At 58.1% G+C, this 23,847-nt stretch carries 23 protein-coding genes and 1 pseudogene; 6 read left to right on the top strand and 18 right to left on the bottom strand.

The annotated features are described in order from the left end of the window. Window positions 1-14: 14 nt before the first annotated feature. The gene (locus BLU11_RS06075; protein ID WP_090272524.1) at window positions 15-2,228 is read right to left on the bottom strand and encodes a TonB-dependent siderophore receptor; all 2,214 of its coding nucleotides are present in this window, start codon (window positions 2,226-2,228) and stop codon (window positions 15-17) included. Between the two features lie 182 nt (window positions 2,229-2,410). Here BLU11_RS06075 and BLU11_RS06070 point away from each other — a divergent pair, with 182 nt between their 5' ends. Further along, window positions 2,411-3,352 carry an AraC family transcriptional regulator gene (locus BLU11_RS06070; RefSeq protein ID WP_157718576.1) on the top strand — a complete coding sequence of 314 codons (942 nt, stop codon included), beginning with the start codon at window positions 2,411-2,413 and terminating at the stop codon, window positions 3,350-3,352. A 136-nt stretch (window positions 3,353-3,488) separates the two neighbouring features. Here the strand turns inward: BLU11_RS06070 and BLU11_RS06065 are convergent, their stop codons facing one another. From BLU11_RS06065 to BLU11_RS06040, 5 genes are all read right to left on the bottom strand, one after another. Beyond that, window positions 3,489-3,926 (bottom strand): DUF1810 domain-containing protein, encoded by a 438-nt coding sequence (locus BLU11_RS06065; protein WP_090272522.1) that lies wholly within the window; start codon window positions 3,924-3,926, stop codon window positions 3,489-3,491. A 58-nt stretch (window positions 3,927-3,984) separates the two neighbouring features. Next, window positions 3,985-4,407 carry a lysozyme inhibitor LprI family protein gene (locus BLU11_RS06060; RefSeq protein ID WP_090272521.1) on the bottom strand — a complete coding sequence of 141 codons (423 nt, stop codon included), beginning with the start codon at window positions 4,405-4,407 and terminating at the stop codon, window positions 3,985-3,987. A 289-nt stretch (window positions 4,408-4,696) separates the two neighbouring features. Then, a complete protein-coding gene (locus tag BLU11_RS06050; protein WP_090272519.1) occupies window positions 4,697-4,921 on the bottom strand; it encodes an addiction module protein in 225 nt (74 codons plus the stop codon). A 323-nt stretch (window positions 4,922-5,244) separates the two neighbouring features. Then, window positions 5,245-6,407, bottom strand: a protein-coding gene (locus BLU11_RS06045; protein WP_090272001.1) for an IS3 family transposase whose coding sequence is annotated in 2 segments (ribosomal slippage) — window positions 5,245-6,152 and window positions 6,152-6,407 — 1,164 coding nt in all. Because the reading frame shifts where the segments join, the coding sequence is not laid out codon by codon here. 175 nt (window positions 6,408-6,582) lie between these two features. Then, on the bottom strand, window positions 6,583-7,551 hold the full coding sequence (locus BLU11_RS06040; RefSeq protein ID WP_090276209.1) for an IS5 family transposase: 969 nt from the start codon (window positions 7,549-7,551) through the stop codon (window positions 6,583-6,585). 344 nt (window positions 7,552-7,895) lie between these two features. Here BLU11_RS06040 and BLU11_RS06035 point away from each other — a divergent pair. Continuing rightward, window positions 7,896-9,448, top strand: a protein-coding gene (locus BLU11_RS06035) for an IS3 family transposase (protein WP_407920211.1) whose coding sequence is annotated in 2 segments (ribosomal slippage) — window positions 7,896-8,349 and window positions 8,349-9,448 — 1,554 coding nt in all. Because the reading frame shifts where the segments join, the coding sequence is not laid out codon by codon here. 24 nt (window positions 9,449-9,472) lie between these two features. On the opposite strand, the gene BLU11_RS19790 is transcribed toward BLU11_RS06035, so the two are convergent. The 5 genes and pseudogenes from BLU11_RS19790 to sohB form a co-directional block, all read right to left on the bottom strand. Beyond that, a complete protein-coding gene (locus BLU11_RS19790) occupies window positions 9,473-9,709 on the bottom strand; it encodes a type II toxin-antitoxin system death-on-curing family toxin (RefSeq protein ID WP_090272518.1) in 237 nt (78 codons plus the stop codon). Window positions 9,710-10,027: 318 nt separating this feature from the next. Beyond that, a pseudogene (locus BLU11_RS19860) lies at window positions 10,028-10,984 on the bottom strand (IS91 family transposase); the annotation flags it as partial. A 215-nt stretch (window positions 10,985-11,199) separates the two neighbouring features. After that, window positions 11,200-11,850, bottom strand: a complete 651-nt coding sequence (gene alkB / locus BLU11_RS06015) for a DNA oxidative demethylase AlkB (protein WP_090272515.1) — start codon at window positions 11,848-11,850, stop codon at window positions 11,200-11,202. A 6-nt stretch (window positions 11,851-11,856) separates the two neighbouring features. After that, entirely contained in the window at window positions 11,857-12,843 is a 987-nt protein-coding gene (locus BLU11_RS06010) for a YhdH/YhfP family quinone oxidoreductase (RefSeq protein ID WP_090272514.1), read from the bottom strand. Between the two features lie 9 nt (window positions 12,844-12,852). After that, window positions 12,853-13,872: a protease SohB gene (gene sohB, locus BLU11_RS06005; RefSeq protein WP_090272513.1), complete on the bottom strand. Its 1,020-nt coding sequence runs from the start codon at window positions 13,870-13,872 to the stop codon at window positions 12,853-12,855. Window positions 13,873-14,087: 215 nt separating this feature from the next. Between sohB and BLU11_RS06000 the strand changes: the two genes are divergently transcribed. Continuing rightward, window positions 14,088-14,402 (top strand): SCP2 sterol-binding domain-containing protein, encoded by a 315-nt coding sequence (locus BLU11_RS06000; protein ID WP_090272512.1) that lies wholly within the window; start codon window positions 14,088-14,090, stop codon window positions 14,400-14,402. Window positions 14,403-14,575: 173 nt separating this feature from the next. Beyond that, complete coding sequence (locus BLU11_RS05995; protein WP_090272511.1) at window positions 14,576-15,343, top strand: SDR family oxidoreductase; 768 nt, start codon at window positions 14,576-14,578, stop codon at window positions 15,341-15,343. 31 nt (window positions 15,344-15,374) lie between these two features. Here the strand turns inward: BLU11_RS05995 and BLU11_RS05990 are convergent, their stop codons facing one another. From BLU11_RS05990 to BLU11_RS05960, 7 genes are all read right to left on the bottom strand, one after another. After that, a complete protein-coding gene (locus BLU11_RS05990) occupies window positions 15,375-16,022 on the bottom strand; it encodes a hypothetical protein (protein ID WP_090272510.1) in 648 nt (215 codons plus the stop codon). Between the two features lie 30 nt (window positions 16,023-16,052). Continuing rightward, window positions 16,053-16,886: an NAD(+) diphosphatase gene (gene nudC, locus BLU11_RS05985; protein ID WP_157718572.1), complete on the bottom strand. Its 834-nt coding sequence runs from the start codon at window positions 16,884-16,886 to the stop codon at window positions 16,053-16,055. A gap of 4 nt (window positions 16,887-16,890) precedes the next feature. Then, window positions 16,891-18,543 (bottom strand): hypothetical protein, encoded by a 1,653-nt coding sequence (locus BLU11_RS05980; RefSeq protein ID WP_090272508.1) that lies wholly within the window; start codon window positions 18,541-18,543, stop codon window positions 16,891-16,893. Between the two features lie 40 nt (window positions 18,544-18,583). Next, on the bottom strand, window positions 18,584-19,396 hold the full coding sequence (locus BLU11_RS05975) for a crotonase/enoyl-CoA hydratase family protein (RefSeq protein ID WP_090272507.1): 813 nt from the start codon (window positions 19,394-19,396) through the stop codon (window positions 18,584-18,586). A 120-nt stretch (window positions 19,397-19,516) separates the two neighbouring features. Continuing rightward, the gene (gene dnaQ, locus BLU11_RS05970) at window positions 19,517-20,248 is read right to left on the bottom strand and encodes a DNA polymerase III subunit epsilon (RefSeq protein WP_090272506.1); all 732 of its coding nucleotides are present in this window, start codon (window positions 20,246-20,248) and stop codon (window positions 19,517-19,519) included. Then, window positions 20,241-20,702, bottom strand: a complete 462-nt coding sequence (gene rnhA / locus BLU11_RS05965; protein ID WP_090272505.1) for a ribonuclease HI — start codon at window positions 20,700-20,702, stop codon at window positions 20,241-20,243. Before rnhA ends, dnaQ begins: the two co-directional genes overlap by 8 nt. Next, window positions 20,702-21,472 carry a class I SAM-dependent methyltransferase gene (locus BLU11_RS05960; RefSeq protein WP_090272504.1) on the bottom strand — a complete coding sequence of 257 codons (771 nt, stop codon included), beginning with the start codon at window positions 21,470-21,472 and terminating at the stop codon, window positions 20,702-20,704. Before BLU11_RS05960 ends, rnhA begins: the two co-directional genes overlap by 1 nt. Before the next feature lie 72 nt (window positions 21,473-21,544). Between BLU11_RS05960 and gloB the strand changes: the two genes are divergently transcribed. Together gloB and BLU11_RS05950 are read left to right on the top strand one after the other, a co-directional pair. Continuing rightward, entirely contained in the window at window positions 21,545-22,324 is a 780-nt protein-coding gene (gloB, locus tag BLU11_RS05955) for a hydroxyacylglutathione hydrolase (RefSeq protein ID WP_090276282.1), read from the top strand. A 144-nt stretch (window positions 22,325-22,468) separates the two neighbouring features. Continuing rightward, window positions 22,469-23,806: a LysM peptidoglycan-binding domain-containing protein gene (locus BLU11_RS05950; RefSeq protein ID WP_090272503.1), complete on the top strand. Its 1,338-nt coding sequence runs from the start codon at window positions 22,469-22,471 to the stop codon at window positions 23,804-23,806. Window positions 23,807-23,847 lie beyond the last annotated feature (41 nt).

The following is a 23,847-nucleotide window of genomic DNA, read 5'->3' as shown; positions in this document are numbered from 1 at the left end:
CCGGTTTACCTACCTCAGAAGGACGTGCTCAGGCTGGTATAAAAAGTACGACCGGGTTCATTGTAGGTGTAAGCACCCGCCACGTTGGCGTTACCCTCACGGTACAAGCGTTTGTCGAACAGGTTGCTGACACCAGCCGCGAGGCTGAGACGCTCACTGAACTCATATTGGCCGCTGAGACCTGCCAATGCGTAAGGCGAAATCTGCCGCCGCGCGTCGCCGGTCAGGGTGTTGCCCTGATAACCAAGTTTTCCCGGCTTCTGCTTACCGTACCAGGTGACGTCAGCCTGGACTGAGAAGGGTTTGTTGATCTGCCAGTCCAGCTGTGAATTCACTGTGTACTCAGGAATAACCGACAGCGGCTCCCCAGTGTCGCGGTTCTCTGAACGCAACATGTAAGTGAAGTTGGTATGCCATTCCAGAGCGCTGGTAACCGGTACGTTCAGAGCGCCCTCAAGACCTTCCACCACCGCCTTGGGTACGTTCTCCCACTGGAAGATATCAGCGTCTGCGTAGTCCGGATTACTCCCACCAGCGGCCTGACCGATGGCGCTGCGGCCGGACTCGATCTTGTTCTTGTAATCATTGCGGAACCAGGTGATACCGGCAACCCAGTCATCGCGATGAAACTCGATACCGATCTCTTTATTGACGCTGGTTTCGGCATCAAGCTTGTCATTGCCTTGCAAATAGCAAGCTCCCGCGCCGCCCCAGCAGCCGTTACCACGACTGTACAGCAGGTAGTTGGGGTTGCTTTGGTAAAGGTTAGGCGTTTTGTAGGCCCGTGCGATACCGGCCTTCAGGGTAAAATTCTCGCCCAGCGCTTGTGACAGGTTCAGCGCCGGACTCCAGTTGCTACCGGTTTTGCTGTGATGATCAAAACGCAGGCCCGGCGTCAGGATAGTACCGGGACGCAACTCCATATTGCTCTCGGCAAACACCGAAGAGACCCGGGCGGCGCTTTTGGTGTTACGAGCACCGTTGATCAGCCCGGCTACGGCACCTGCTTCGGTGGTGCTCTGATTGTTGGAGAAGGGGTCATCCATACGCTGCTCGACCCACTCTGCGCCCAGCGTCAGCATTTGCTCGACAGGACCGGACAGTGGCATATTCAACTCACTGTGGGCCGTAGTGGTATCCAGTTTGATGGTACCGAAGTTGCTATTGAGAATGCTGCCCTCAGGGCCGCCGGCCAGACCTTCCTCGAGGCGGCGGTTTTCGGTGCGCTCAAATTGCAGGTAATTAACCGTCCTACCAAAGTCCCAGTCGCCGCGATGGGTGATGGCGTAGTTCTGCCGATACATGACGTTGCTTTCTCGGCCCAGCCAGGGAGAACGCAGCTCTTCCAGCTTGGCTGAGGCGACGTTGTTCATACTGTCGCCCGCATAGATATTGCCCTGGCGGCTGTAACCGGCCTCCAGTTCCAGCTGCTGCGCATCGGTCACATACCAGCTGAGCAAGCCGTTGATATCTTTATTACGCACGCCTTCGCGCCCGGCGGTGGCATAACCTGGAATGGTATGGCCTTCGTTGATATCTTCATCATCCCGGTCGGTTTTGCTGATATTGCCATACACCCGGTAAGCCACGTCCTCGGATAGCGGACCGTTAAGGCCGAAATTGATACGCTTGCTGGCGCCCTCTTCACTGTGTTGCGGCAGGTTCATATATACGGTCATATCACCGTGGTGTTCCAACCCCGGCCCCTTGGTGATGATGTTCACAACACCACCCGCAGCACCGTCGCCATAGCGCGCCGCTGCCGGGCCACGCAACACCTCAATACGCTCAATCTGCTCGGCAGGCACCCAGTTGGTATCACCCCGGGTATCCCGGTCACCGCGCCAGCCATAACGGACGGCGTTGCGCGAAGAGACCGGCTTGCCGTCCACCAGGATCAGGGTGTTTTCCGGGCCCATGCCGCGGATATCAATCTGCCGACTGTTGCCGCGAGCGCCAGAGCCACTATTGCCGGTCAGGTTAACGCCCGGTTGTTTGCGGATCAGCTCCGCAATGTCATTGGCTGGCGGCGATTTGCGAATATCCTCAGCAGTAATGATCGAGACGCCGGGAGCCTGTTTGAGCTCCTCCTGCGCCGTACCTATTACCTGAACACTGTCGAGCTCAAGAGGCTCTTCGGCTAACGCTTGCTGCGCGCCGAGGGCCAGAAGAATAGCCAGAGACAGACGGCTGTAACGCAATACCTGGCAAACAGTTGACGGTTGCATGTGCAATCCTTGTTGATGATCCGTGTGAGACAGCGCTAATGCGAATGATTTGCATGTATGCTTTTCGGCGAGTAGTCTGTCACACAGTTCCAACGAAACGTTTTGCGTCAGCGTCAATCTCATTTGCGCAGGCGGCAAAAACCGACGCACTGCGAGGGTAGGCAATGGGCGAAGAGCGGCAGATGGTCAGAGCAGATGATTTGTCACGACGCATAGGCGCCGCAGTAACAGTACGCGAGGATGGGCCGCCCCACGAACAACTGTTCACGGGCAAGCTGAGCTGGCAGCGGTTGCGCTCCGGACTATCGTTGCACTGTTCAGACTGTGTGGAGCTGCATGACTTTTCCACTCAGGTTGAGGTCGGCCCGCGTCTGAGCTTCGTGTTATTCATGGCCGGTGGTAGCGAAGTGCGCTATGACGACCGCTCGCTACAGGTCGCCTCACGCCCCGGACAACCCCAGGGCATCGCCGTCGCACTCACCGAACCAGCAATCTTTACCCGTCGTGCCCGGCGCGGTCAGCATATTCGTAAGCTATCACTGTGCATGTCTCCCGAGTGGTTCGAGAGCAGTGGCATGGATAGCCGCGCGAGCATTGGTCAATTTATCGAGCCGCAGCAGCATATGGCCATGCACCGCTGGACCCCGACGCCCGCAGTGCTGGCGCTGTCCGAGACGATTCTCAGCGAGACCCCAGAAAACACCTTGCTGGCCCGGTTGCAGCAGGAGTCGCGGGCGCTGGACCTGGCCCAAGGGGTGCTGCAGCAGCTGGTTGGCCAGACGCACCCAACGCCGCGACAACGCCCGCATCAACAACGCCTGGTGCAGCGCACGCTGGACCTGCTGCATAGCAACCAAGCTGATGGCTGGTCACTGGATGAGATCGCCACAGCGGTGGGCGCCAGTGCCAGCACCTTACAGCGCCAATTTCGTATTGCGCAGGGCCAATCGCTGTTTGCCTTCCAACGGCAACGCAAGCTGCAGCAGGCCCGCCGTGCCCTGCAGAACGGCCTGAGCATCCGCGAAGCCGCCTGGCTGGCAGGCTACTCAGGTACAGCCAACTTCACCACAGCTTTTCGACGTGAGTTCGGCGTCACCCCTCAGGTAGTCCAGAAGTTCTTTTAGACGACCAAGCTCCGGGCGCTCGATCGAGAGTCCCGGCGAGCCCCCCTGTGTCAGCCTAGTTGTCCAAGTCGGGCTCGTCGGCAACGGTTGGCCAAAAAAGCCGAAGCAGATTAAATGTACTTGCCCCTATTTTATCTCAGTTGCCGCACTGCACTTGCAGCAACTTCAACGTGCGCTCATCCAGCTGCCCGCCAAAGAACACTTCCATCGCGCGGCGAACCAGCGGCTCCGAGGGATCGGCAAGCGAGAACAGCGTCAGGCAAGAGCGCAGCTTCATGGCATCCAGCTCGCCCAACACCACACTCGCGCCCCGGGCCTCATGGATCAGCATTGCCTCTATCGCCTCACGCAGTCGCTCACCCAACAGCGGATGCGCAAGATAGGCGCGGGCCTCGGCCAACCCGGTCAGGCCATAGCGCTCGGCCGTAGCGCTGCGCCCCAGCCCCCGTAACTGCGGAAACACAAACCAGATCCAATGGCTGCGCTTGTGGCCGGCGCGCAGCTCAGCCAGCGCCGTGGCGTATGTGGTCTCCTGGGCCTGCCTGAAGCGGCTCAGATCAAAGTCATCGGACATGGAGCCTCCCTGAATGGTTGTCGGGGCTGGGTTCGAGACGCGTAGCGGGACCCGCTGCTCACTGGCCGAGCATAAGCTCCGGCTCCGGAAGTACAGGGTGAGAGGAATCCATATAGGTGAGAAATTCTCGCCAGATATCATGGGTTCGCATTCGGGTGGTGTAGGTCCCGCAGAGGCTGGCCATATCAAACCGGATGGAGCCGTCTCGCCAGGCGGAGAAAACACTGTCGCAATGGGCTGAACGGTAGGCTTCCCAGGCAGCCTGGGCAGACCTTATCCCGGCAACCACCACCTCGTCGTCGCCATAGCGCTCAATAGCTGCGGTCAGATATTGTTCCATCAGGATATTGGCTTCCCGATTCAGCTCATTCAAACACTCGCGCATATCTGACGTGCTTTCTGCATCGGTGCAGAGCGAGTCTGCACTAGCCAGCGACGGAGCTGACAGAACAATGAAAACTGCCAAAGCAAAATACTTCATCGGAGCCTTCCCAGCCAATACTGGGGGCGTCGCCTGTTATGGGCTACAGCCAGAACCTGGAAACCATCAGGCTGCTCTCGGTAAACGATGGATAGAGGGAATCTGCGAAGGGGGGCCGTTCGGATGTCTGGCGGCAACTCGACTTGCCACGCTTTTGGTGACGCGCCAAGTAAACTGGTCAGCGCTTCAAATTCCTTGATGAGAGCACCACCCAATCCCGGCACCTTTGTCTCGTAATAACCAACAGATTCCAGAAACTCGGCTTCCGCTGCCGGGTGAAAAGAATAATTCATTTGATCAGGGCTCTAGCCTTCCGGATCACTTCTTCACCGGACACAGCCTGAACGGAGCCACTATCGAGTTCTTCAGCTCTACGTCTAGCCTCAAGCAGCCAATCGGATCTGAGCTCTTTTTCTGACGGAGACTCAAGACTCAAAACCAGTCTCTGGATCAACTGAGCCCGCTCCTCCCTAGGAAGGTGGAGCGCCTCGTTTTCAATTTTCTGGAGATTCATGGGAAAAACCTCTCATACGCGTACCGCAATCTTGCCACGGATGGGCGCTGTGTGCCACGGCTCGGTGTTTTCGCTTTAACGCTTGCAGCATCCGCGCCTACGAAATGGAGCCGAAGGCGCAATGTAGTAGGCGTCGCCGTGCCTGCACTGGTTATATTTTGGCTAGATCCCTCATAACCTTATCTCGCATTTTCATGTACTTTCCGAGAGTGTCGGAAAAACCTCGATCACCGTAGAATGCGAAACTATCCACCCCATATTCAGGAACTAGCTTGAGCTTACGTCGTAGTTTCCTAATGTACTGCTTGTCATAGTTGTAGTGGTCAACTGATTCCGGACACAGTTTTAAGTTTTTCTTCGGCCACCGCCGGAGCGAGCCCGCCATTGAAGGCGTGGGGACGCTTCTGGTTGTAGTACCCCATCAGGTAGTTGCTGATATCCTTCCGGGCAGCTGCCAGGCTGTGATACCCCATCGGCGGTATCCATTCCGTTTTCAGACTGCGGAACAGCCGCTCCATAGGAGCATTATCCCAGCAGTTGCCTCGACGACTCATGCTTTGCACCATACGGAAGCGCCACAGCCTCTGCCGGAACTTGCGACTTGCATACTGTGATCCTTGGTCAGAATGGAACATCACCCCATGAGGGCGCCCACGCTGCTCCCACGCATGCTCCAAGGCCTGTACCACCAAGTCCGCATCAGCGGTGTCAGACATGGCCCAGCCGACGACGCGACGGGCATACAGGTCCAGTACCACCGCCAGATAACTCCAGCGCTGCCCGGTCCAGATATAGGTGATATCACCGCACCAGACCTGATCTGGTTGCGCCACATCGAACTCCCGGTCCAAACGGTTGGGGATATCTAGCCGCTCCACGGTGGCCTGCTTGTACTTATGGGGGCCTGGTTGCTTACAAATCAGGCCAAGCTCTCCCATCAAACGGCGCACCTTGAAGCGGCCGATGCCGACGCCTTGATCGTTCAGCATGTCCTTGATGGTGCGGCTACCTGCCGAGCTGCGGCTTTTGTTGAACAGCTCGTTAATCTGGGCCCTCAGGGCTACACGCTCAGCATCCACACGCTGTATCCTCTGGCGGTGTTCGTAGTAACAGGAACGGTTGATATCAAAGGCTGCGCACACCATGTCAACGGGGGCCTGCTCTCTCAACTGGTCAATCAGCGTGTACGTTTCCAGTCGTCCGACATCAAGAGAGCGGTAGCCTTTTTTAGGATGGTCTTCTCCATCTCCAGCCGCCGGCACCGCTCTTCCAACTCCTGAATGCGCTGCTGCTCTGGTGTCATGGCTTTGCCTTTAGGGGTGACACCCTGCCGCTCCTCAGTGAGCTGTTTAACCCACTTGCGCAGGACGCTTTCAACCACGCCCAGCGATGTGCTGGCTTGGGTAATGCTGTAGCCTTGGTCCAGCACCAGGCTGGCTGCTTCCTGTTTGAATTCAGGGGTAAAAGTACGTCGCTTTCTTGTCATCGAACACCTCTCAATGGCGAGTATTGTCGCCTAGTTGGTGTCCGGTTTCATTAGACCACTACAGCTCACAAAAAAAACATTTCAGGAACGATTTCATCGCCCTCAGTCGCGTTTTCAGCGCGTTGCAGCCCCTTTTCGGCCATCTAGGCCGCTGTACCCAGTACTCCGGGCGGATTTATCCTGCACTTAACAGCTGTTTTCGGGCCATCCATAGGTTGGCCAGGGCGAACAAGGTATGCAACTGGGCCGTGTTCTTCGCCAGGCCCTTGTAGCGCACCTTGGTGAATCCGAACTGGCATTTGATCACTCGAAACGGATGCTCGACCTTGGCTCGTGTACTGGCTTTGGCCCGCTCGATTCGGCGCAAGCCTTTCTCGATCAGCTTGGTTTTGCTCAATGTCTTGAGCTTGCCTGGGCGCATCGCAATCGACCAGACCACCTGCTTGCGCCCTTTGTGTTCATCCCGTTTCTGAACGCCGGTATAGCCGGCGTCACCGCATACATGGGTTTCTTCGCCATGCAGAAGCTTGTCTACCTGAGTAACATCGCCCGCATTGGCCGCCGTCCCCACGAGACTGTGAACCAGCCCTGACTCAGCATCAACGCCAATGTGGGCCTTCATGCCAAAATAATACTGGTTACCCTTCTTGGTCTGATGCATCTCGGGATCGCGCTTACCTTCTTTGTTCTTGGTCGAACTGGGTGCATGAATGATGGTTGCATCGACCACGGTGCCGTGGCGCAGCATTAGCCCGTGCTCACCCAGGTAACGATTGACCACTTCGAACAACGCCGTGGACAGGCCGTAGCGTTCCAGCAGCCGACGGAATTTGAGAATAGTGGTTTCATCCGGAATGCGATCAAGTTGAAGGCCCGCGAAGAGTCGCAAGATGGTGGTTTCATACAGCGCTTCTTCCATCGCTGGATCGCTGTACCCAAACCAGTTCTGCATCAGATGAACTCGCAGCATCGCGTCGAGCGGGTAAGCAGGTCGACCACCTTCGCCCTTGGGATAGTGCGGCTCGATCAGCGCCAGCAATGGCTTCCAGGGAACCACTTGATCCATTTCCAGCAGAAAGCGCTCACGGCGGGTCTGCTTACGTTTACCAGCGTATTCGGCGTCTGCAAAGCTCATCTGTTTCATGCGGTGGTCTCGAAAATGGCGCTGACGCATTTTACCTTTTCAGGAAGTCTTTTTCAGACCTTCCCTAAGCGTCAATTGGTGCTCGCCCGCCTGTCTTTTACGAGTATTTTGCTTAAAATAATCCGAAATATATGCTATCTCGTCGCTACGCTTTTCAGTCAACTCATGCGCAGCAGCTTGCCTAGTAAACTCAAATAATTCGTCGTCATTGGGGATAGTGATCCACCACCCTTTATCTCCCAAATAAACGATAGCGCTCAAAAGGGCACAGCGCTTGCCCCCTCAGTCACAATAGATGTCCGCTCGTTTACCATTGATACTTGAGGGGCGGACGGATTTATTCAGTGCCCAGTTACAACCCGGAATTCAAAGAGCAGACCGTCAGAAAGATGATGCCGCCCTATAATCAGAGTGTTGCCCATCTGAGCCGAGAGATCGGTGTTTCGGAGCCAACGCTGTATGCTTGGAAAAAGCAGTTTCAGACCAGAGGATTTGTTGTGCCAGCCAAACCGTCCAGCCCGGATCGTTGGGATGCCCGTGCCAAGCTGGCAGCGGTCATCCAGACCGCCTCCATGAATGAGGCCGAACGCTCGACCTATTGTCGTGAGCATGGTCTGTACCCAGAGCAGCTGGAGGCCTGGAAGGAGGCCTTCGAGGGTATGGATGCTGGCGGCCATCCGGCTGACAAGGCGCAGCTGACAGCAGAGCGCAAGAAGAGCCGTAAGCTTGAAAAAGAACTGCTGCGCAAGGAGCGTGCCCTGGCGGAGGTGGCTGCCTTGCTGACCCTGTCAAAAAAAGCCCAGGCCATCTGGGGCACCAGCGAGGACGATTGATCTCCGAGCCGATGAAACAGATGGCCATTGCCTTGATTGACGAAGCGGTAGAAGCAGGTGCACGCAAGCACTTGGCCTGTGGGGTGCTCGGCCTGACCGATCGTACGCTGCGCCGCTGGCAACGCAGCGAGACACTGCTAGATCAGCGCAAAGGAGCTGTCCGAAAGGGCAGCGCCCATGCCCTGACCGCACAGGAGAAGGAGCAGATTCTCGCTGTGTGTAATAGCGCGGAACATCAGAGCTTGCCTCCCAGCCAGATTGTTCCTCGGTTGGCTGACCACGGCATCTACATTGCCAGTGAGTCCAGCTTCTACCGGGTTCTGCGAGAGCATGAACAGGCGCATCGCCGTGGACGGACTGCCGCACCACGCACCCTGGAAAAGCCGCAAGCCTGGGTGGCTACGGCACCGAACCAGCTTTGGTCATGGGATATCACGTTCCTGCCGACCGCTGTGAAGGGAGAGTTCTACCGTCTGTATCTGGTGATGGATATCTTCAGCCGTATGATCGTAGGTTGGGAGATCCACCACAATGAGGCTTCAGCACATGCCTCGACTCTGATCAGCAAGGCCTGCCTACGTCATGGCATACGCCGCGATCAGCTGGTGCTGCATTCGGACAATGGCAGCCCGATGAAAGGGGCCACCATGCTGGCAACACTGCAAAAACTGGGTGTGGTGCCCTCGTTCAGCCGTCCATCGGTGAGCAATGACAATCCGTATTCTGAAGCGATGTTCAAGACCTTGAAATACAGTCCAGCCTATCCTGCTAAGCGCTTCGCGGACATCGACCAGGCCCGTGTCTGGGTGCAGCGCTTCGTGAGCTGGTATAACACCGAGCACCGTCATAGTGGTATCCGCTTCGTTACGCCGGAGCAGCGTCATGTCGGCCTTGACCGGGATATCCTGGTCAGCCGTACTGCTGTCTATGAAGCCGCGAAACAGGCCAATCCGGCTCGCTGGAGAACTCGCCCGACACGCAACTGGACACCTATCGATAGTGTCTGGCTTAACCCGGACAATCTGCATGAGGAGTTATTAGAAAAGGAAAGACGTGCCGCATGAGTTACCGGACATCATTGTTGACAACTACCGCTTGTTTCCATTGTAAAAGCAATGATTATTGATAATTGAATGGAATAATGCTGCTGCTTTGTAAAAGATTCCAGGGTATGCATCTTGACCGCCGACACTCATGAATGGTCGCGAAACTGATGAGTTCAATAAGTCTTCATCTTTAACACCCGGAGGTGATACGGGGTCATCAGAATTATCAAAGTAATCGACGAGATAGTCGTGTATGAATTTTACTTGATTGATATCCATGTATTTCCTATTGAAATATAACATCTAAGCATTTGAACGGTGTGCACAGCATGCCGATCAAATGTCTGTTGGACTGAGCCGCAACGGCGATCACGCAGCATCTATAGGGTTTTGTATTGAGAAGGTGAGGTCGCGACAGCTGGACAGCGGCCACGTGGCGCTTGAAAAAGCCGGATTGACCGGTTGTGTATATCCATGTCGATGCTCTCGGGTTCCTTGATAACGTAAAATTAGCGCGATTTGCTTACGATTGCCACCTTATGGCCAGTACGGCCGTGCCTTGCTCTGCCAGGCAGTCTCCCCCAACCGGCAAGGCATTCAACGTCGTCGCAAGTGGCCTGTGTCTTGCCCCCGCTCCGGCGCCACTGTCCCAACGCAATACAGGTGCGGGCGCTTGCATGCGTTACACACAAGACCGCTATGCGGGCTGGGTGTGCCCGCATCCGTCTTTTCCTTGTGCGCAATATCACCGAGCAGCAGTGCAGACCTCAGCTGTCCAAGTCGAGCTCGTCGCCGCTCAGGGTCATCTCTCTGGAGCGCGCACTCTGGCGGTAGTCCTTGTAACTGAAGGTCACACCCTGCTCGTCTACCTGCCGCACGCGTGCATTGCTGATGGCGATCCGGCGTGTGTAGCGCGCCAGATAATCGACCACGCTGCTGGTGTGCTGCAGGCAGTGCTTGCTGTACACGACCCATTCAGTAGCCATCAGGCTGTTCAATAATCTATCCACCTCGCCTGCCTGCGTTACACGCGACAGCTGATGCTGACTTGCCGCCTGGCGCCTGGCGCCTGGCGCTGACCATCAGGCCGCGGTAACGCCTGGACAGCGCCCGCACCGGGAACAGGTAGTTACTGCGTGCGGCGTGCCAGTGGCCGTCGTCACCGAGCGCACCCGCTGGTACCAGGCAGTGCAGATGCACATGCTGACCAAGAGTCTGCCCCCAGGTGTGCAGTACAGCCGTCATGCCCAGTTGACCATTCAGGCGTTTGGGGTCGCGTCCAAACCGATCCAGCGTGCCCCACACGGCCTGGAACAGCAGTCGACAGATCAACTCCGGATGCAGTTGCACCCAGCCATTGAGCTGATGCGGCAGGGTAAACACCACATGGTGATAGGGCACGGCCAGAATGTCTGCGCGTTGCCGCTCGGCCCATTGCTGAATCACGCGCCACTGGCATTGCGGGCAGTGCCGATCGCGACAACTGAAATATTGCACCTCCCCATGCAAGCAGGTGTTGCACTGCAGCTGGCGACCACCCACCTCCGCCATCCTGTATTCGCTTGACGTCTTCTTTTTGTGAATTCATTACATCTGCGGTCTCAGCGCTCTGGTTCGCTTTTCAGAATGGCTACCGCGCTCGGCTGGAGAATACTGTTGCGGCCGAGTTGGCTGGGAAATGACGGCTATCCATGTCCACCTGAGGAAGAGAGATCTGCATTCCAATGCCCGTGTCAGAACATACCTCAAGCAATGGCGTCTTGCCACCTCTACCCTGCCTTTCTCAGCGTCAGATTGATCCGCTGACTACCCAGCTCTGGATGCGGCATATCGCCCACCGGCATTACGCCATGAAAACGCATCCGGTCTACCCCGCCCCACACCACTACATCGCCGTGGTTCAGTATTGTTCTGGCTGGTCGGTCGGAGCGTTTGAAGCCGCCGAACAGGAACGTGGCGGACATGCCCAGAGATACCGAGACGATGGGTGCCTTGAAACCTTTTTCATCCTTGTCCTGGTGCAGGCCCATGCGGGCTCCGGGGAGGTAGCGGTTGATCAGGCAGGTGTCGGGATGGAAGTGGTTGAAACCGGCTTCTGCGGCGGCGCGCTGGGCGAGTTCAAGTAGACAGCTGGGTATGACTGGCCAGGCTTGTCCGCTGGTCGGATCGATAGGGCAGTAACGGTAGCCGTGGTCACTGGAGACCCAGCCGAGTTCACCGCAGGCGGTGGTCTGTACTGACATGCGGCGGCCGCCTTTGGTGATCATCTGGCGGAAGGGAGCCTGCTGTTGGATGGCCTGCAGTGCCGGGAGTAGCTGATTGAGCCAAGGATTGGCGAAGCCGGGCAGGATGAACGCTTGGGCGCCCATCGCTACCCGCTGGCCTGGTTGATCCTCATGGAACAGATCCAGGGTGCTCATACCGCCCTACCCCAGCTTGACCACTGCGCGGCCGACCATGCCACTGGCGAGGATGGTGTCGATATACTCTGGCAGTTGTTCCAGGGTGATTTCCTGCTCCAGCTGGCTGAGGTCGGTTTTCCATTGCAGCGACAGCCGATCCCACATGGAGGCCTTGACCACCAGTGGCTGTTCCACCGAGTCGACGCCCAGCAGATTGACGTTGCGCAAAATGAAGGGGAATACGCTGGCCTGGAACTGGCCACCCGCAGTCAGGCCGCAGCAGGCGACACTGGCGTCGTAACGCAATGACTTGACCACATTGAACAGGATGTCGCCACCAACGGTATCTACCGCGCCGGCCCACTGCTCTGTCAGCAGTACCTTATTGGTGCCCGCTTGCAGTTCGGCCCGACTGAGCACTCGGGTCGCCCCAAGTCGCTGCAGTAGCTCCACCTTATCGGCCTTGCCGGTCACCGCGACCACTTCATGCCCCAGCTGCGCCAGCATAGCCACCGCGATGCTGCCGACCCCACCGGTCGCTCCGGTGACCAGCACCGGTCCGGCGCCGGGCACCAGACCGGCCCGTTCCAGTTTGTCGATGCACAGCGCGGCAGTCAGCCCGGCAGTACCCAGCACCATGCTGTCACGCAGGCTCAGCCCAGCGGGACGCTTCAGCACCCAGGCGGCAGGCACTCGGATGTACTGGCCGAAACCGCCGGATGTGTTCATGCCCAGGTCGTACCCGGTAACGATCACCTCATCACCGACCGCCAATTCCGCCACCGAGCTGGCCTCGACTACGCCGGCCGCATCAATGCCCGGCGTATGTGGGAAATTGCGGGTAATGCCGCGGTTGCCGCTGGCGGACATCGCATCCTTGTAGTTGAGTGACGACCATTGCACACGAATAAGTACTTCACCGGCGGGCAATTCGTCTATATGCCGGGTAACCACGCGGGGAATGAATTCCCCTTGTTCTTCGTTGACCAGTAACGCCTTGAACTGGGACATGACCGACTCCTACCAGAAACGCTGATTGTAAAAACGTGACGCCCAGGTCAGCAGCACGCGATCCAGCGCTGCCGACATGCTGGATGACAGGCGATCCTGCAGCCGCTTGGGACGGGCAAAGTGCACTTCGAAGACATCAGCCTGACGAATGCGCCGATTGATATAGTCATCGCTGGTGTTCACTTCATCCGCCAATGCCCGCTCCAGCGTCTCGACTCCAAACCAGACCTCGCCGGTGGCAACCGCGTCGACATTCAGTGAAGGTCGATAGCGCTCGACAAACTGCTTGAACAACCGATGAATATTTTCCAGATCTTCCTGGAATTTTTCCCGGCCTTTGTCGGTATTCTCACCGAACATGGTCAGGGTGCGCTTGTACTCGCCGGCGGTGAGCATTTCGTAATCGACGTCATGATTCTTCAGCACGCGATGAAAATTGGGCAACTGGGCAACCACACCAATGGACCCCAGCATGGCAAAAGGCGCTACCAAGATCCGGTCAGCGACACAGGCCATCATGTAGCCGCCGCTGGCGGCAACCTTGTCCACGCATACGGTCAATGGCACGCCCGCCTCGCGCAGTCGGGTAAGCTGCGCTGCAGCAAGCCCGTAGGAATGCACCATGCCGCCGCCGCTTTCCAGCTTTACCACTACCTCATCCTGGGGTGTGGCCAATTCCAGTACCGCTGTGACTTCGTGACGCAGATTCTCCAGAGCGCTGGCCCTGATGTCCCCGTGAAAATTCAGCACGAAGACCTTGTTCCGCTCGGCGGTGCCTTTATCACGCGCCTTCCTCTCCTGCTTGCGGGTTTTCTGCAGCGCCTTGAGGGCAGGCTTGTCCAGCACGGCCTCACCCAGCCGCTCGGTCATGCGGGCCAGCTGGTCATTCAATCGGGTCACCGTCAGGGCGCCCTCACCTTTGCGCTGTCGCCCTTTGAGCGAGGCAATCACCAACAGTAGACACACCAACGCCAACAGCACTGTCAGCGCTTTTGCCGCAAACATTCCATACTCAGCAAGCCAATCCACAAGCCTCTCCACATTCGATTCGGGTTCCGATCCGCATCAAGCATACAGGATGATCGTATTCGGATTACAAGACTACCAAGAGACGATTCAAACGAGCGTATGATTCTTGTTGACAGGCTGGGTGGCCCACCATACCCTCTATTGAGCTACACCACTGATGCCACCGCGACGGTTCCGCCGTTGCCTTACTGTAAAAGCACTATAAGGAAGAATCCATGACTACCGTTGCTGACATCATCAATAACATGGAAAGCAAGTTCAACCCGGCTGCAGCTGCCGGCCTGGACCTGGTTTTCCAGTTCAACATCGAAGACGACGAAAACTTCTACACAGTAATCAAAGATGGCACCTGCGCAGTCAGCAAGGGCGACGCAGAAGATCCCAACGTTACCCTGATCATGGACTCCGAAACGCTGAACGGCGTGATCTCCGGTGAGACCGACGGCATGCAGGCCTTCATGGGCGGCAAGCTGCGCGCTGAAGGCGACATGATGCTGGCGCTGAAGCTGGGCGAACTCTTCCCGGTCTGATCGGGCAGCAGTATGAAAACCGGAGCCTGGCTCCGGTTTTTTATGCGCTGCTGATTGACACAGCCAATCGGCCAACAACACGTTTTCTGATAAGCGTCGCTTTATATTGGCAGAGCCAGCGTGCTGCATTAGATTGACCGACGATCATGCTTACTTCAACAAGGACAAGACCCATGCAGAAAACTCAACTGTTCGATCTGGACGGTAAAATCGCGCTGGTAACCGGCGCCAGTCGTGGTATCGGCGAGGCCATTGCCAAGCTGCTGGCTCAACAGGGCGCTCATGTCATCGTCAGCAGCCGCAAGATCGACGGCTGCCAGGAAGTGGCAAATGCCATCGTTGCCGCCGGCGGCAAGGCCACGGCCATGGCCTGCCATATCGGTGAGATGGAACAGATCAACGCCACCATCGAGTCCATTCGCAGCCAGTTCGGCAAGCTGGACATCCTGGTCAACAATGCGGCCACCAACCCCTATTTCGGCAATGTGCTGGATACCGACCTGGACGCCTTTCAGAAGACCGTCGATGTGAACATCCGCGGGTATTTCTTCATGTCGGTCGAAGCCGGCAAGCTGATGCGCGAGAACGGCGGCGGCGCCATCCTCAACGTTGCTTCGGTCAATGGCATGGTGCCGGGCATGATGCAGGGGATCTACTCGATCACCAAGGCAGCGGTCATCAATATGACCAAGGTGTTCGCCAAGGAATGTGCGCAGTTCGGTATCCGCTGCAACGCGCTGCTGCCGGGTCTGACCGACACCAAATTCGCCTCGGCGCTGGTCAAGAATGACAGCATTCTCAAGCCCGCCCTGCAGCGTATCCCTCTGGCTCGCCCGGCCGACCCGAGCGAGATGGCCGGTACCGTGTTGTATCTGGTGAGTGATGCTTCCAGCTACACCACCGGCACCGCCATCAATGTGGACGGCGGCATGCTGTCCTGATGCCCGCATGCCGGCCTCGCGGCCGGCATTGTCACTCGAATCCTTTCAGTACCTCAAGCGCCTGCAGGTTTGTGGCCACTGGCGACAGGCCGGTGGCGCCAATTTCAATGGCAAACTCGGCTCCCTCAGCAGCCGGCATGAAGCGTATGGCAAAGGCGTCTGCATAGAGCCAGCCAAAATCCAGCCGATCCAACCACCGCCAGGCATCGCGCCAGCGCGGCGTAGCGTGCAGCGAACGATCCAGCAACAGGCCGGTCTCGCGCTGCTGCTCCAGGGCCAGATAGCGACCATTGAGGGTGTCCAGACGATAACCATCCTGCAGCCCCAGGACATGCGGAAACCCCTGCCAACGCAACACCTGAACTTCCAGTTCCCAGAGGTCACCCTCCAGCTGCAGATGCTGGCTACCCGCGGCAGAGCTCAGCGTCGCCTCATAGCGCTGCGGAGCGGTCTCATGCAGCTCCAGGGTAGCTATGCGAGCACCATCGGCTATCGGGCGGAATTGATACAGTTCCCAGGCCGCCACCGCTACAATCGCGCAGCACAGCAGAAGCAGCAACAGCAGTGAGCCCTTCAGCCAGCCATACAACCAATCAAGCCGCCAACCGCAGCGTAAAGTCAGATATAGCAACAACAACGCGAGGCATCCTACCAGCCCTGCCAGACCAGCATATTGCATGTGAACTCCTTGTTCAGCGCTTCCCTGATTTCAAGCTGGAACGGGGGGCTGCGGCTGGCCGGCCAGTCGAGCCAGATAACAATCGATCAACCAGCGAGAGATAGTTCCTTGGGGCGGGATGGGCGGCAACTGATTGACATGCCACCAGTGGGCCTCTTCAATTTCGCCAGGCTGCGGCACGATATCACCGTCGACATAACTCGCATGAAAACCCAGCATCAGCGAATTCGGGAACGGCCAATTCTGGCTGCCGAGATATTCGATATGATCGACTGTTACACCGACCTCTTCCATTACCTCACGGCGCAAAGCCTCTTCAGCAGATTCGCCGGGCTCGATGAACCCCGCCAGGGTGCTGAAGAAGCCTGACCGGAAGTTGGCTGAGCGTGCCAGCAGCACTTCCTCGCCACGGGTGATGAGTACGATGATGCATGGCGCCAGCTTGGGATATTGCCTATTGCCACAGCTGCTGCATTCCATCGCCCGCTCATCAGGCCGGATATGGGTCGGCTGCCCGCAATGTCCGCAAAAGCGATGGGTGTCATGCCAGATGTCAAGCTGCTGGGCAACACCGAGCAGGCGGAAGGTCGAGTCATCCACCTGACCGAGCAGGGCCCGCAAATCATGCCAGGACAGTCCCGGCACATCGAGCTGTTCCTTGACCCGCACCAGCCGGCATGGCTGATCATCAAGCAGCCCCAGGGTCAGTTGGTACTCTGCATCACCCAGATAACGCGCCATGTCTGGATCATGCAGCAGGTTGCCCTGGTACATGGCGAAAGACTGTTCATGGCGGATCAGCACCCAACCATCCGTTCGGCTCTCGGCCGAGAAGGAGGCAGTGAACCGGGCAAACTTCTGCATCGCGTCAGGCTCCCACGCTGTAACCGAGCTCAGCCAGACTGTCTTCGGCGAGGGCCAGAACATCACCTGTACCCACCGACGAACGTTCCGCTGACTCCAGATAGAATTCGATACTCGTCAGCGCATCGGCAAGCACTTCGAGTTGCTGCGTGCCCGTGGCGGCCTGACGCTCCAACATCGACTCGCGAATGAAACGCGACGCGGTGAGGATGATGTCTGCAGCCCGGGTCATACCGAGGAAGATCAGGCCACCGCGTACGGTTTCCAGGGTAGCCGGCACATTCAACAGATGCATACGGTCGTTGCCCGATTCGATATAGGCGGTAACGGCCCGTCTGGCCAATGCCAGACCCGCCTGGGATTCTTCCACCAGGACGATGTGCGCTTCCTTCAACTCAACCGGACCGGGCTGTTGAGCATCGCCCAACGAGCCCAACGATTCGCCTTCATTCTCAAGCCGGTTGACCACCAGCTCTGCATGCAGCACCGCATCAGCCACCTGCTCCAGCACTGCATTATTGCCCGGCTGCCATTGGCCCAGCTGTCCGGTGGCGTTGCGAATCCGCTCGGATACGCCCGGCATATCCAGCATGTTCAGGGTCTTCCATAATCGCTGCAATGCGACATCCAGGCTGTCCAGAGACTGCTCGGCGTCTCCGGCATTGCGTGCCAGCAGGTCAAGCAAATCCTTGATGGTGGCGATCTCTTCGTGCAGCGCGTCGGCAACTGAGCGCATGACATCGGCGCCGGGGCCGCGCAGACTGTCAAACCCCCTCTGCAAGGCGGCTTCAGTGTAACCCGGCTCAGGCAGATTGACCGCGCGGCGAACTTCCTCGCACAACACACACCTGGCATCCCCCAGGGCCACCAGATATAACAATTCGCGCAGCAACTGCGGCGCCGTGCCCGTATCCGGAAGACCTCCGGCCAGACGCTTGATCTCCCGATCCAGACGCGAGTACAGCCGCTTGCGCTCAGGGGTCAGCAACAGCGGCATGCCATCGACCGCTTCAAGCGACGCGGACGCCACCCAGCACAGGGTTGCTGCGCGGTCATCCAGACGGGTTTCCCAGCGCTGCAACGCCCGCTGCATCAATGAAATGCCGGCTGTTGGACGCTCGTCCCGGATCATGCCAAGCAAGCCAAGTTGATACATCTGGCGCAATCGGGCGAAACTCCGGGCATCCAGTGGTTCACGTGCGCCGTCACGCAGGGCCATAGGTACGCGTTGTAGTTCCAGCGGATAGAAATGGCTTTCGGGCAGAGATGGCGCATCCGATCTGTGCGAGCGCAGGTCGTTGATGGTAGGCAGCAGCAACTCGGGTCGCTCCGCGCCCTGCTGACGACACAGATGCAGATAACGCTGCAGCAGGAACAGGCTGTTGCATAACGCCGTCAAGGGGGCGTTTCTGCCGTCACCCTCGTGCACCGGGATATCCGTTGCCAGCGCTATCATTTCTTCGAGCAGCAACGCAGCGCCGCCCAGCTCGATCAGGTTCAGCGTCCCGCGCAGCTGCTGCAAACCTTCGATCGCCTGTTGCAGCAGACTGCCGTTCTGTCGTTCTTCGAGAAATTGCTGCAGTAGATCTTCCACGCCGGCCACGCTGGCGAAGAGTTCGTCCCTGACAAGATCAAGTGATGTGGCACCGGTTAACATCGCTTCAGTCTCCTTCGTCCCTGCAGTCAGACTGGTACGCTCAATCGGCGAACTCGGCTGGCTTTTTGCTCATATGTGCCGCCATCGCCAGCTTGAGATCTTCCGATTGAAGCATGGCCGCGTTCCAGGTGGCGATATAGTTCAAGCCCTCTGCAACGCTGTGATCACGACTATAGCGAATCATTTCCTTGGTCCCGCGGATGGCCAGCGGTGACTTGGCGGCAATCTCACCGGCGAGGGTCATCACGCCTTCGATCAATTCGGCATGATCAGCATAGACCTTGTTGACCAGACCGAGCTGCCTGGCTTCGTCACCGTGCATGGCACGGCCGGTATACGCCAATTCCTGCATCATGCCATCCCCGATAAGGTGCGGCAATCGCTGCAGGGTACCTACATCCGCCGCCATGCCCATATCGATCTCCTTGATCGAAAAGTGTGCATCGGCCGTAGCATAACGCATGTCGCAGGCAGAAATCAGGTCTATCGCACCGCCGATGCAGTAGCCGTGAATGGCGGCAATGACGGGCTTGCGGCAGTCATCCACGGCGTTGAAGGCGGCCTGCAGGCGCAGGATATTACGGCGAATACGTTCGGCATTGCGGCCGATGTCCTGGGTCAGGCTACCGGCCGCCTGGGCCAGCATGGCCAGATCGATTCCAGCGGAAAAATGCTCGCCCACCCCGGATATGACCGCGACACGCACGCTGTCGGTCTGGTCGACCCAGTCGAACACCTCGACCATCTCGGTCCAGAAAGCTTCATCCATGGCGTTGGCCTTGGCCGGCCGATTGATCAGAATATGCGCGATGGCGCCTTGCTGTTCGACTTTCAGCGACTGGTATTCATGCATCTGTAAAGGCTCCCTGATTATTGTTCTTGACCGGTTGTACCGAGACAATAGCGCCAACTATATCAAGCCTTCTGCTCGGGCGCATACCGCTTCGCATGCTGGCAGCAGGGCTCCTCTTCCCTAGTCCGCCGCCAACTCCACTGCCGGTTGCCAGGCTACGAAGCCCGCCGCCTTTTCAATAGCCGCCAAGCGCTCTTCGTGTGCCGCCAGTTCGGCCTCGCTGGCGCGGATGACTACCAATTGTGGCCGGGTCGCCGGATCGAGTCTACGGATGGTGCCAGCATCAATTGCGCCGGCATCGCCGGAGCCCTGATTGGACAGCAGCAACGCCGTCTGGCCACCCGTCATGATCAGGTAGACATCAGCCAGAATCTCGGCATCGAGCAAGGCGCCGTGAAGATCACGCTGGGAGTTGTCCACCCCGTAGCGCTTGCACAGCGCATCCAGGCTGTTGCGCTGGCCCGGATGTTTTTCCCGGGCGGTGCGCAGTGTATCCACCACGGAACAATGATCAGCTACCTGGCCATGCACCGCGCCCAGACGTTGCAATTCCGCATCGATGAAACCAACGTCAAAGGCTGCGTTATGGATGACCAGACGGGCGCCGGTAATGAATTCCATGAAGCTGTCGGCAACCTCGCCGAACAGCGGTTTGTCCGCCAGAAACTCATCACTGATACCGTGGATGGCGAACGCACCCTCTTCCACTTCGCGCTCGGGATTGATGTATACATGAAAATGGCGACCGGTCAGACGCCGGTCGATCAGTTCAACGCAACCGATTTCGATGATGCGGTGCCCTTCGCGAACTTCGATACCCGTGGTTTCGGTATCCAGAACTACTTCACGCATCCAACGCACTCCCTCTACCCAGCACCTGGTCCACACCGCGGTTGGCCAGCTCATCGGCCAGATCGTTTTCCGGATGCCCACTGTGACCCTTGACCCAGCGCCAATCGACCTGATGCTGGTTCACCAGGGCATCGAGCTCCTGCCACAGATCGGCATTCTTGACCGGCTGGCGGCTGGCGGTCTTCCAGCCGCGCTTCTTCCAGTTCGGCATCCATTCGCGGATGCCTTTCATGACATACTCCGAGTCCGTGGTCAGCATCACCTGGGCCGGCTTTTTCAATGCCTGCAGCCCGCGAATCGCCGCGGTCAACTCCATGCGGTTGTTGGTGGTGGCCAGCTCACCACCGAACAGGGTCTTCTGATGCTCGCCCAGGCGCAGCAGTACGCCCCAGCCGCCCGGCCCGGGGTTGCCCTTGCAGGCACCGTCGGTAAATATCTCGATTACATGACTCATTACTTGTTCCGTTTATGTGCTCGCCGGTTGCCGGCAACCAGGGGCGGGAGACTCAGCGCCGGGAAGGCCATTCCCCGCTGCCGACGTGGCGTGGCGCCCAGCGTCTGCCGCCGCGCAAGCAGAAAATAGAAACCGCCGCCCGGTAACTGATGCCGTTGGCCCAGCGCATCGATACGTCCGAGCCGGTGGAGCCAGGCCTGCGATTTGAGGGGCGGAAGATAACATCCATCAACGCGTTTCTCCACCGCAAAACCAAGCAGTTCCAACCAGTCGGTCAGTCGCGCCGGACTGACGAAGCCTGCTTCACTGAACCACTCACGGCCGGCGAAATGGTTGACTCCCCAACTGCTCCAGGGGTTGAAACCGAACACCAGCAGATGACCACCGGCGCGCACCGCCTGACTGGCTTCGCGCAGCAGGCTGCGCGGGGACAGACAGAAATCCAGCCCATGGTGAAGCACCACGGCATCCAGAGAGTGCGGCGCAAAGGGCCATTGCGTTTCTTCTGCGGGCAGCGCCAAGGGACCCGCCAGAAGATCCAGCTGCCAGTGATGACGCAATACCGAGCGCTCACTGTCGAGCAGTTCTGCGGCCAGCCCGTATTGAACCAGATGCTGACCGAAACAGGCGGACATCTCCTGGCGCATCACCGCACGCTCGCTGTCCAACAGCCAGCGACCCGGAGCCGTGTCCAGCCATTCCCGCGCGACGCCCAGCAGCTTCAGCAGGTCATCCTGGCTGATGGAACGCGACAGTTCTGGTATCACCATAAGACCTCCGGGTTGGCCTGAGTCATATTACCTCCTAAGATGGAAACCACTATTCTAGGAAGGTGCATGCCCATGCCACAGTTCATTGCGTTACCAGCGTTCCAGGATAACTATATCTGGCTGCTGCTGGACGAGACCACTCTGCAGGTCGCTGCGGTGGATCCGGGCGACGCCCAGCCTGTCATTACCTGGCTGAGTCGCCATCCGGAGTACCAGTTGAGCACCATCCTGCTCACCCACCATCACCAGGATCACACCGGCGGCGTGCTCACCCTCAAGGGTGCCACCGGCTGCAAGGTCTGGGGGCCAGCGAACGACAACATTAAAGGCATCGACCGCCGACTCGAAGACGGCTTCCGGGTGTGCCTGTTCGAACAGGAGATCGAGGTACTGACCGTGCCCGGTCACACACTGGATCATATCGCCTACTTCTGCAATCACCTGCAGGATCCCTGGCTGCTGAGCGGCGATACTCTGTTCGCTGGTGGCTGCGGCAGGCTGTTCGAAGGCACTGCCGAGCAAATGCATGCCTCGCTGCAACGTCTGGCCAATCTGCCGGACAACACCACCATATACTGCACCCACGAATATACCCAGGCCAACCTGCGATTTGCCCGGGCGGTTGAACCGAACAATCCGGATATAAAGGTGCGCCTTGAAGTGGTCGAGGATCTGCGCCGCGACGGCAGAATAACCCTGCCCACGACCCTGGCGCTGGAAAAGCGTACCAACCCCTTCCTGCGTTGCGAGGATCAGCATGTGCGCGCAGCCGCTGCGGCCCACAGCGGCGCCATGCCGACCACCGGCGTGCAGACATTTTCCGCCATCAGATCATGGAAAGACACATTCTGAAACAGTCCAGACGAGCGGGACTGCGCCGCTTATAACGCCCCTTTGCATGACGTCCCACGCCGGTGCGGCAAGAGGTCCCGCCCGGCTTCCTTGACCCTGGGGAAGTGACTCCCTAGAATCGAGCAAATTTTCACGGACCAGCTCATGCATTTTTCGCCCAAAGCACTCAGAAACGGACTCCTGACGCTGTGGCTCGTCGTTCTTGTCGGCTGTCAGACCAGCACCGGGCCAGTAGGCCAATCTCCCACTCTCACCGAGCATCCGACCCCTGTGTCGCAGGCTACCAAACCGTCTGTCCCACGCTGGCGTCCGCCGCATCGAATAGAGGAGCCGCGTACTCTCTGGACGCGCATCCGCGACGGTTTCATGCTCGACCCGGCGGTCATTGACAACCCCAGGATCGATCAGCAACGACTGTTTTTCGCTTCTCAGCCCCGCTATTTCGAAATCACCTCGAAACGGGCTCAGCGTTATCTGCATTATGTAGTGGAAGAGCTGGACAAGCGTGGCATGCCTCTGGAGCTGGCGCTGCTGCCCTTCGTGGAAAGCGGCTATAACCCCATGGCTTATTCCACTTCCCATGCGGCAGGTATATGGCAGTTCATTCCCTCCACCGGCCGGGTATTCGCTCTGCGTCAGGATGACTGGTACGACGGACGTCGCGACATCACCGCCTCTACCGCCGCCGCCTTGGATTACCTGACCAAATTGGGTGACATGTTCGATGGCGACTGGCTATTGGCCGTGGCGGCCTATAACTGCGGTGAAGGCTGTGTGAGCCGCGCCGTCAAACGCAACCAGAGCATGGGTCTGCCTGCCGACTACTGGAACCTGCAGCTGCCGCGCGAAACAATGAATTACGTACCCAAGCTGCTGGCCTTGAGCCAGATCATCAACAGTCCCGAGCAATACGGAACCGTATTGCCGTCTCTGCATGATCAGCCCTATTTCGCGCAGATCACCATCAAACGCCCGCTGGACCTGATCAAGGCGGCGGAGTTGGCGAGCATCTCCAGCGATGAGATGAAGTACCTCAATCCGGCTTTCAAGCATCGTGTAGCGACACCTTCAGGACCGTATCAGTTGCTGATTCCAGTGGACCAGGCGCAACAGTTCAGCTCCGCGCTGGCCAGCCTGCCGGACAGCGAACGAATTCCCTTTACCCGCTACACAGTGCGCCGCGGCGACAGCCTGACGCAGATTGCCAAACGACATAACCTGAGCGTGAATATGCTGCGTCAGGCTAATGACATTCAAGGCAGCCTGATCAATATCGGCCAGACGCTGATCGTGCCTCACGGTCCGACCCAACTGGCCAGTACGCAGGCAGAGCGCAAAAAGCGTATCTATACCGTCAAATCCGGCGACTCGCTGTACAGTATCGCGCGACGTTTCAACGTGGAAATCAAGCAGCTGCGTGCCTGGAACGGCGTCGACACCCACCTCAGCCCGGGCCAGCAGCTGACACTGCATATGCCCTGACCGGGTTCGATCGGTCAGGCGCTTTCGCTTATAGCCGGGGG

This window comes from Halopseudomonas litoralis (genome assembly GCF_900105005.1).
Lineage (GTDB): Bacteria > Pseudomonadota > Gammaproteobacteria > Pseudomonadales > Pseudomonadaceae > Halopseudomonas > Halopseudomonas litoralis.
The sequence above is the reverse complement of the archived record's forward strand: the minus strand, read 5'-3'. Positions and strand labels throughout refer to the sequence as shown.

What these genes read in the sequence shown, in the direction of transcription:
- BLU11_RS06070 (WP_157718576.1), top strand. Translation starts at nt 2,411, where the DNA reads ATGGTCAGAGCAGATGATTTGTCACGACGCATAGGCGCCGCAGTAACA.
- BLU11_RS06000 (WP_090272512.1), top strand. Translation starts at nt 14,088, where the DNA reads ATGACTACCGTTGCTGACATCATCAATAACATGGAAAGCAAGTTCAAC.
- dnaQ (WP_090272506.1), bottom strand. Translation starts at nt 20,248, where the DNA reads ATGCGTGAAGTAGTTCTGGATACCGAAACCACGGGTATCGAAGTTCGC.
- BLU11_RS05990 (WP_090272510.1), bottom strand. Translation starts at nt 16,022, where the DNA reads ATGCAATATGCTGGTCTGGCAGGGCTGGTAGGATGCCTCGCGTTGTTG.
- rnhA (WP_090272505.1), bottom strand. Translation starts at nt 20,702, where the DNA reads ATGAGTCATGTAATCGAGATATTTACCGACGGTGCCTGCAAGGGCAAC.
- BLU11_RS06040 (WP_090276209.1), bottom strand. Translation starts at nt 7,551, where the DNA reads ATGAAACAGATGAGCTTTGCAGACGCCGAATACGCTGGTAAACGTAAG.
- BLU11_RS05975 (WP_090272507.1), bottom strand. Translation starts at nt 19,396, where the DNA reads ATGCATGAATACCAGTCGCTGAAAGTCGAACAGCAAGGCGCCATCGCG.
- nudC (WP_157718572.1), bottom strand. Translation starts at nt 16,886, where the DNA reads ATGCAGAAGTTTGCCCGGTTCACTGCCTCCTTCTCGGCCGAGAGCCGA.
- BLU11_RS06050 (WP_090272519.1), bottom strand. Translation starts at nt 4,921, where the DNA reads ATGAATCTCCAGAAAATTGAAAACGAGGCGCTCCACCTTCCTAGGGAG.
- BLU11_RS06065 (WP_090272522.1), bottom strand. Translation starts at nt 3,926, where the DNA reads ATGTCCGATGACTTTGATCTGAGCCGCTTCAGGCAGGCCCAGGAGACC.
- BLU11_RS06075 (WP_090272524.1), bottom strand. Translation starts at nt 2,228, where the DNA reads ATGCAACCGTCAACTGTTTGCCAGGTATTGCGTTACAGCCGTCTGTCT.
- BLU11_RS05960 (WP_090272504.1), bottom strand. Translation starts at nt 21,472, where the DNA reads ATGGTGATACCAGAACTGTCGCGTTCCATCAGCCAGGATGACCTGCTG.
- BLU11_RS06010 (WP_090272514.1), bottom strand. Translation starts at nt 12,843, where the DNA reads ATGTCCCAGTTCAAGGCGTTACTGGTCAACGAAGAACAAGGGGAATTC.
- gloB (WP_090276282.1), top strand. Translation starts at nt 21,545, where the DNA reads ATGCCACAGTTCATTGCGTTACCAGCGTTCCAGGATAACTATATCTGG.
- BLU11_RS05995 (WP_090272511.1), top strand. Translation starts at nt 14,576, where the DNA reads ATGCAGAAAACTCAACTGTTCGATCTGGACGGTAAAATCGCGCTGGTA.
- BLU11_RS05980 (WP_090272508.1), bottom strand. Translation starts at nt 18,543, where the DNA reads ATGTTAACCGGTGCCACATCACTTGATCTTGTCAGGGACGAACTCTTC.
- BLU11_RS06060 (WP_090272521.1), bottom strand. Translation starts at nt 4,407, where the DNA reads ATGAAGTATTTTGCTTTGGCAGTTTTCATTGTTCTGTCAGCTCCGTCG.
- alkB (WP_090272515.1), bottom strand. Translation starts at nt 11,850, where the DNA reads ATGAGCACCCTGGATCTGTTCCATGAGGATCAACCAGGCCAGCGGGTA.
- BLU11_RS19790 (WP_090272518.1), bottom strand. Translation starts at nt 9,709, where the DNA reads ATGGATATCAATCAAGTAAAATTCATACACGACTATCTCGTCGATTAC.
- BLU11_RS05950 (WP_090272503.1), top strand. Translation starts at nt 22,469, where the DNA reads ATGCATTTTTCGCCCAAAGCACTCAGAAACGGACTCCTGACGCTGTGG.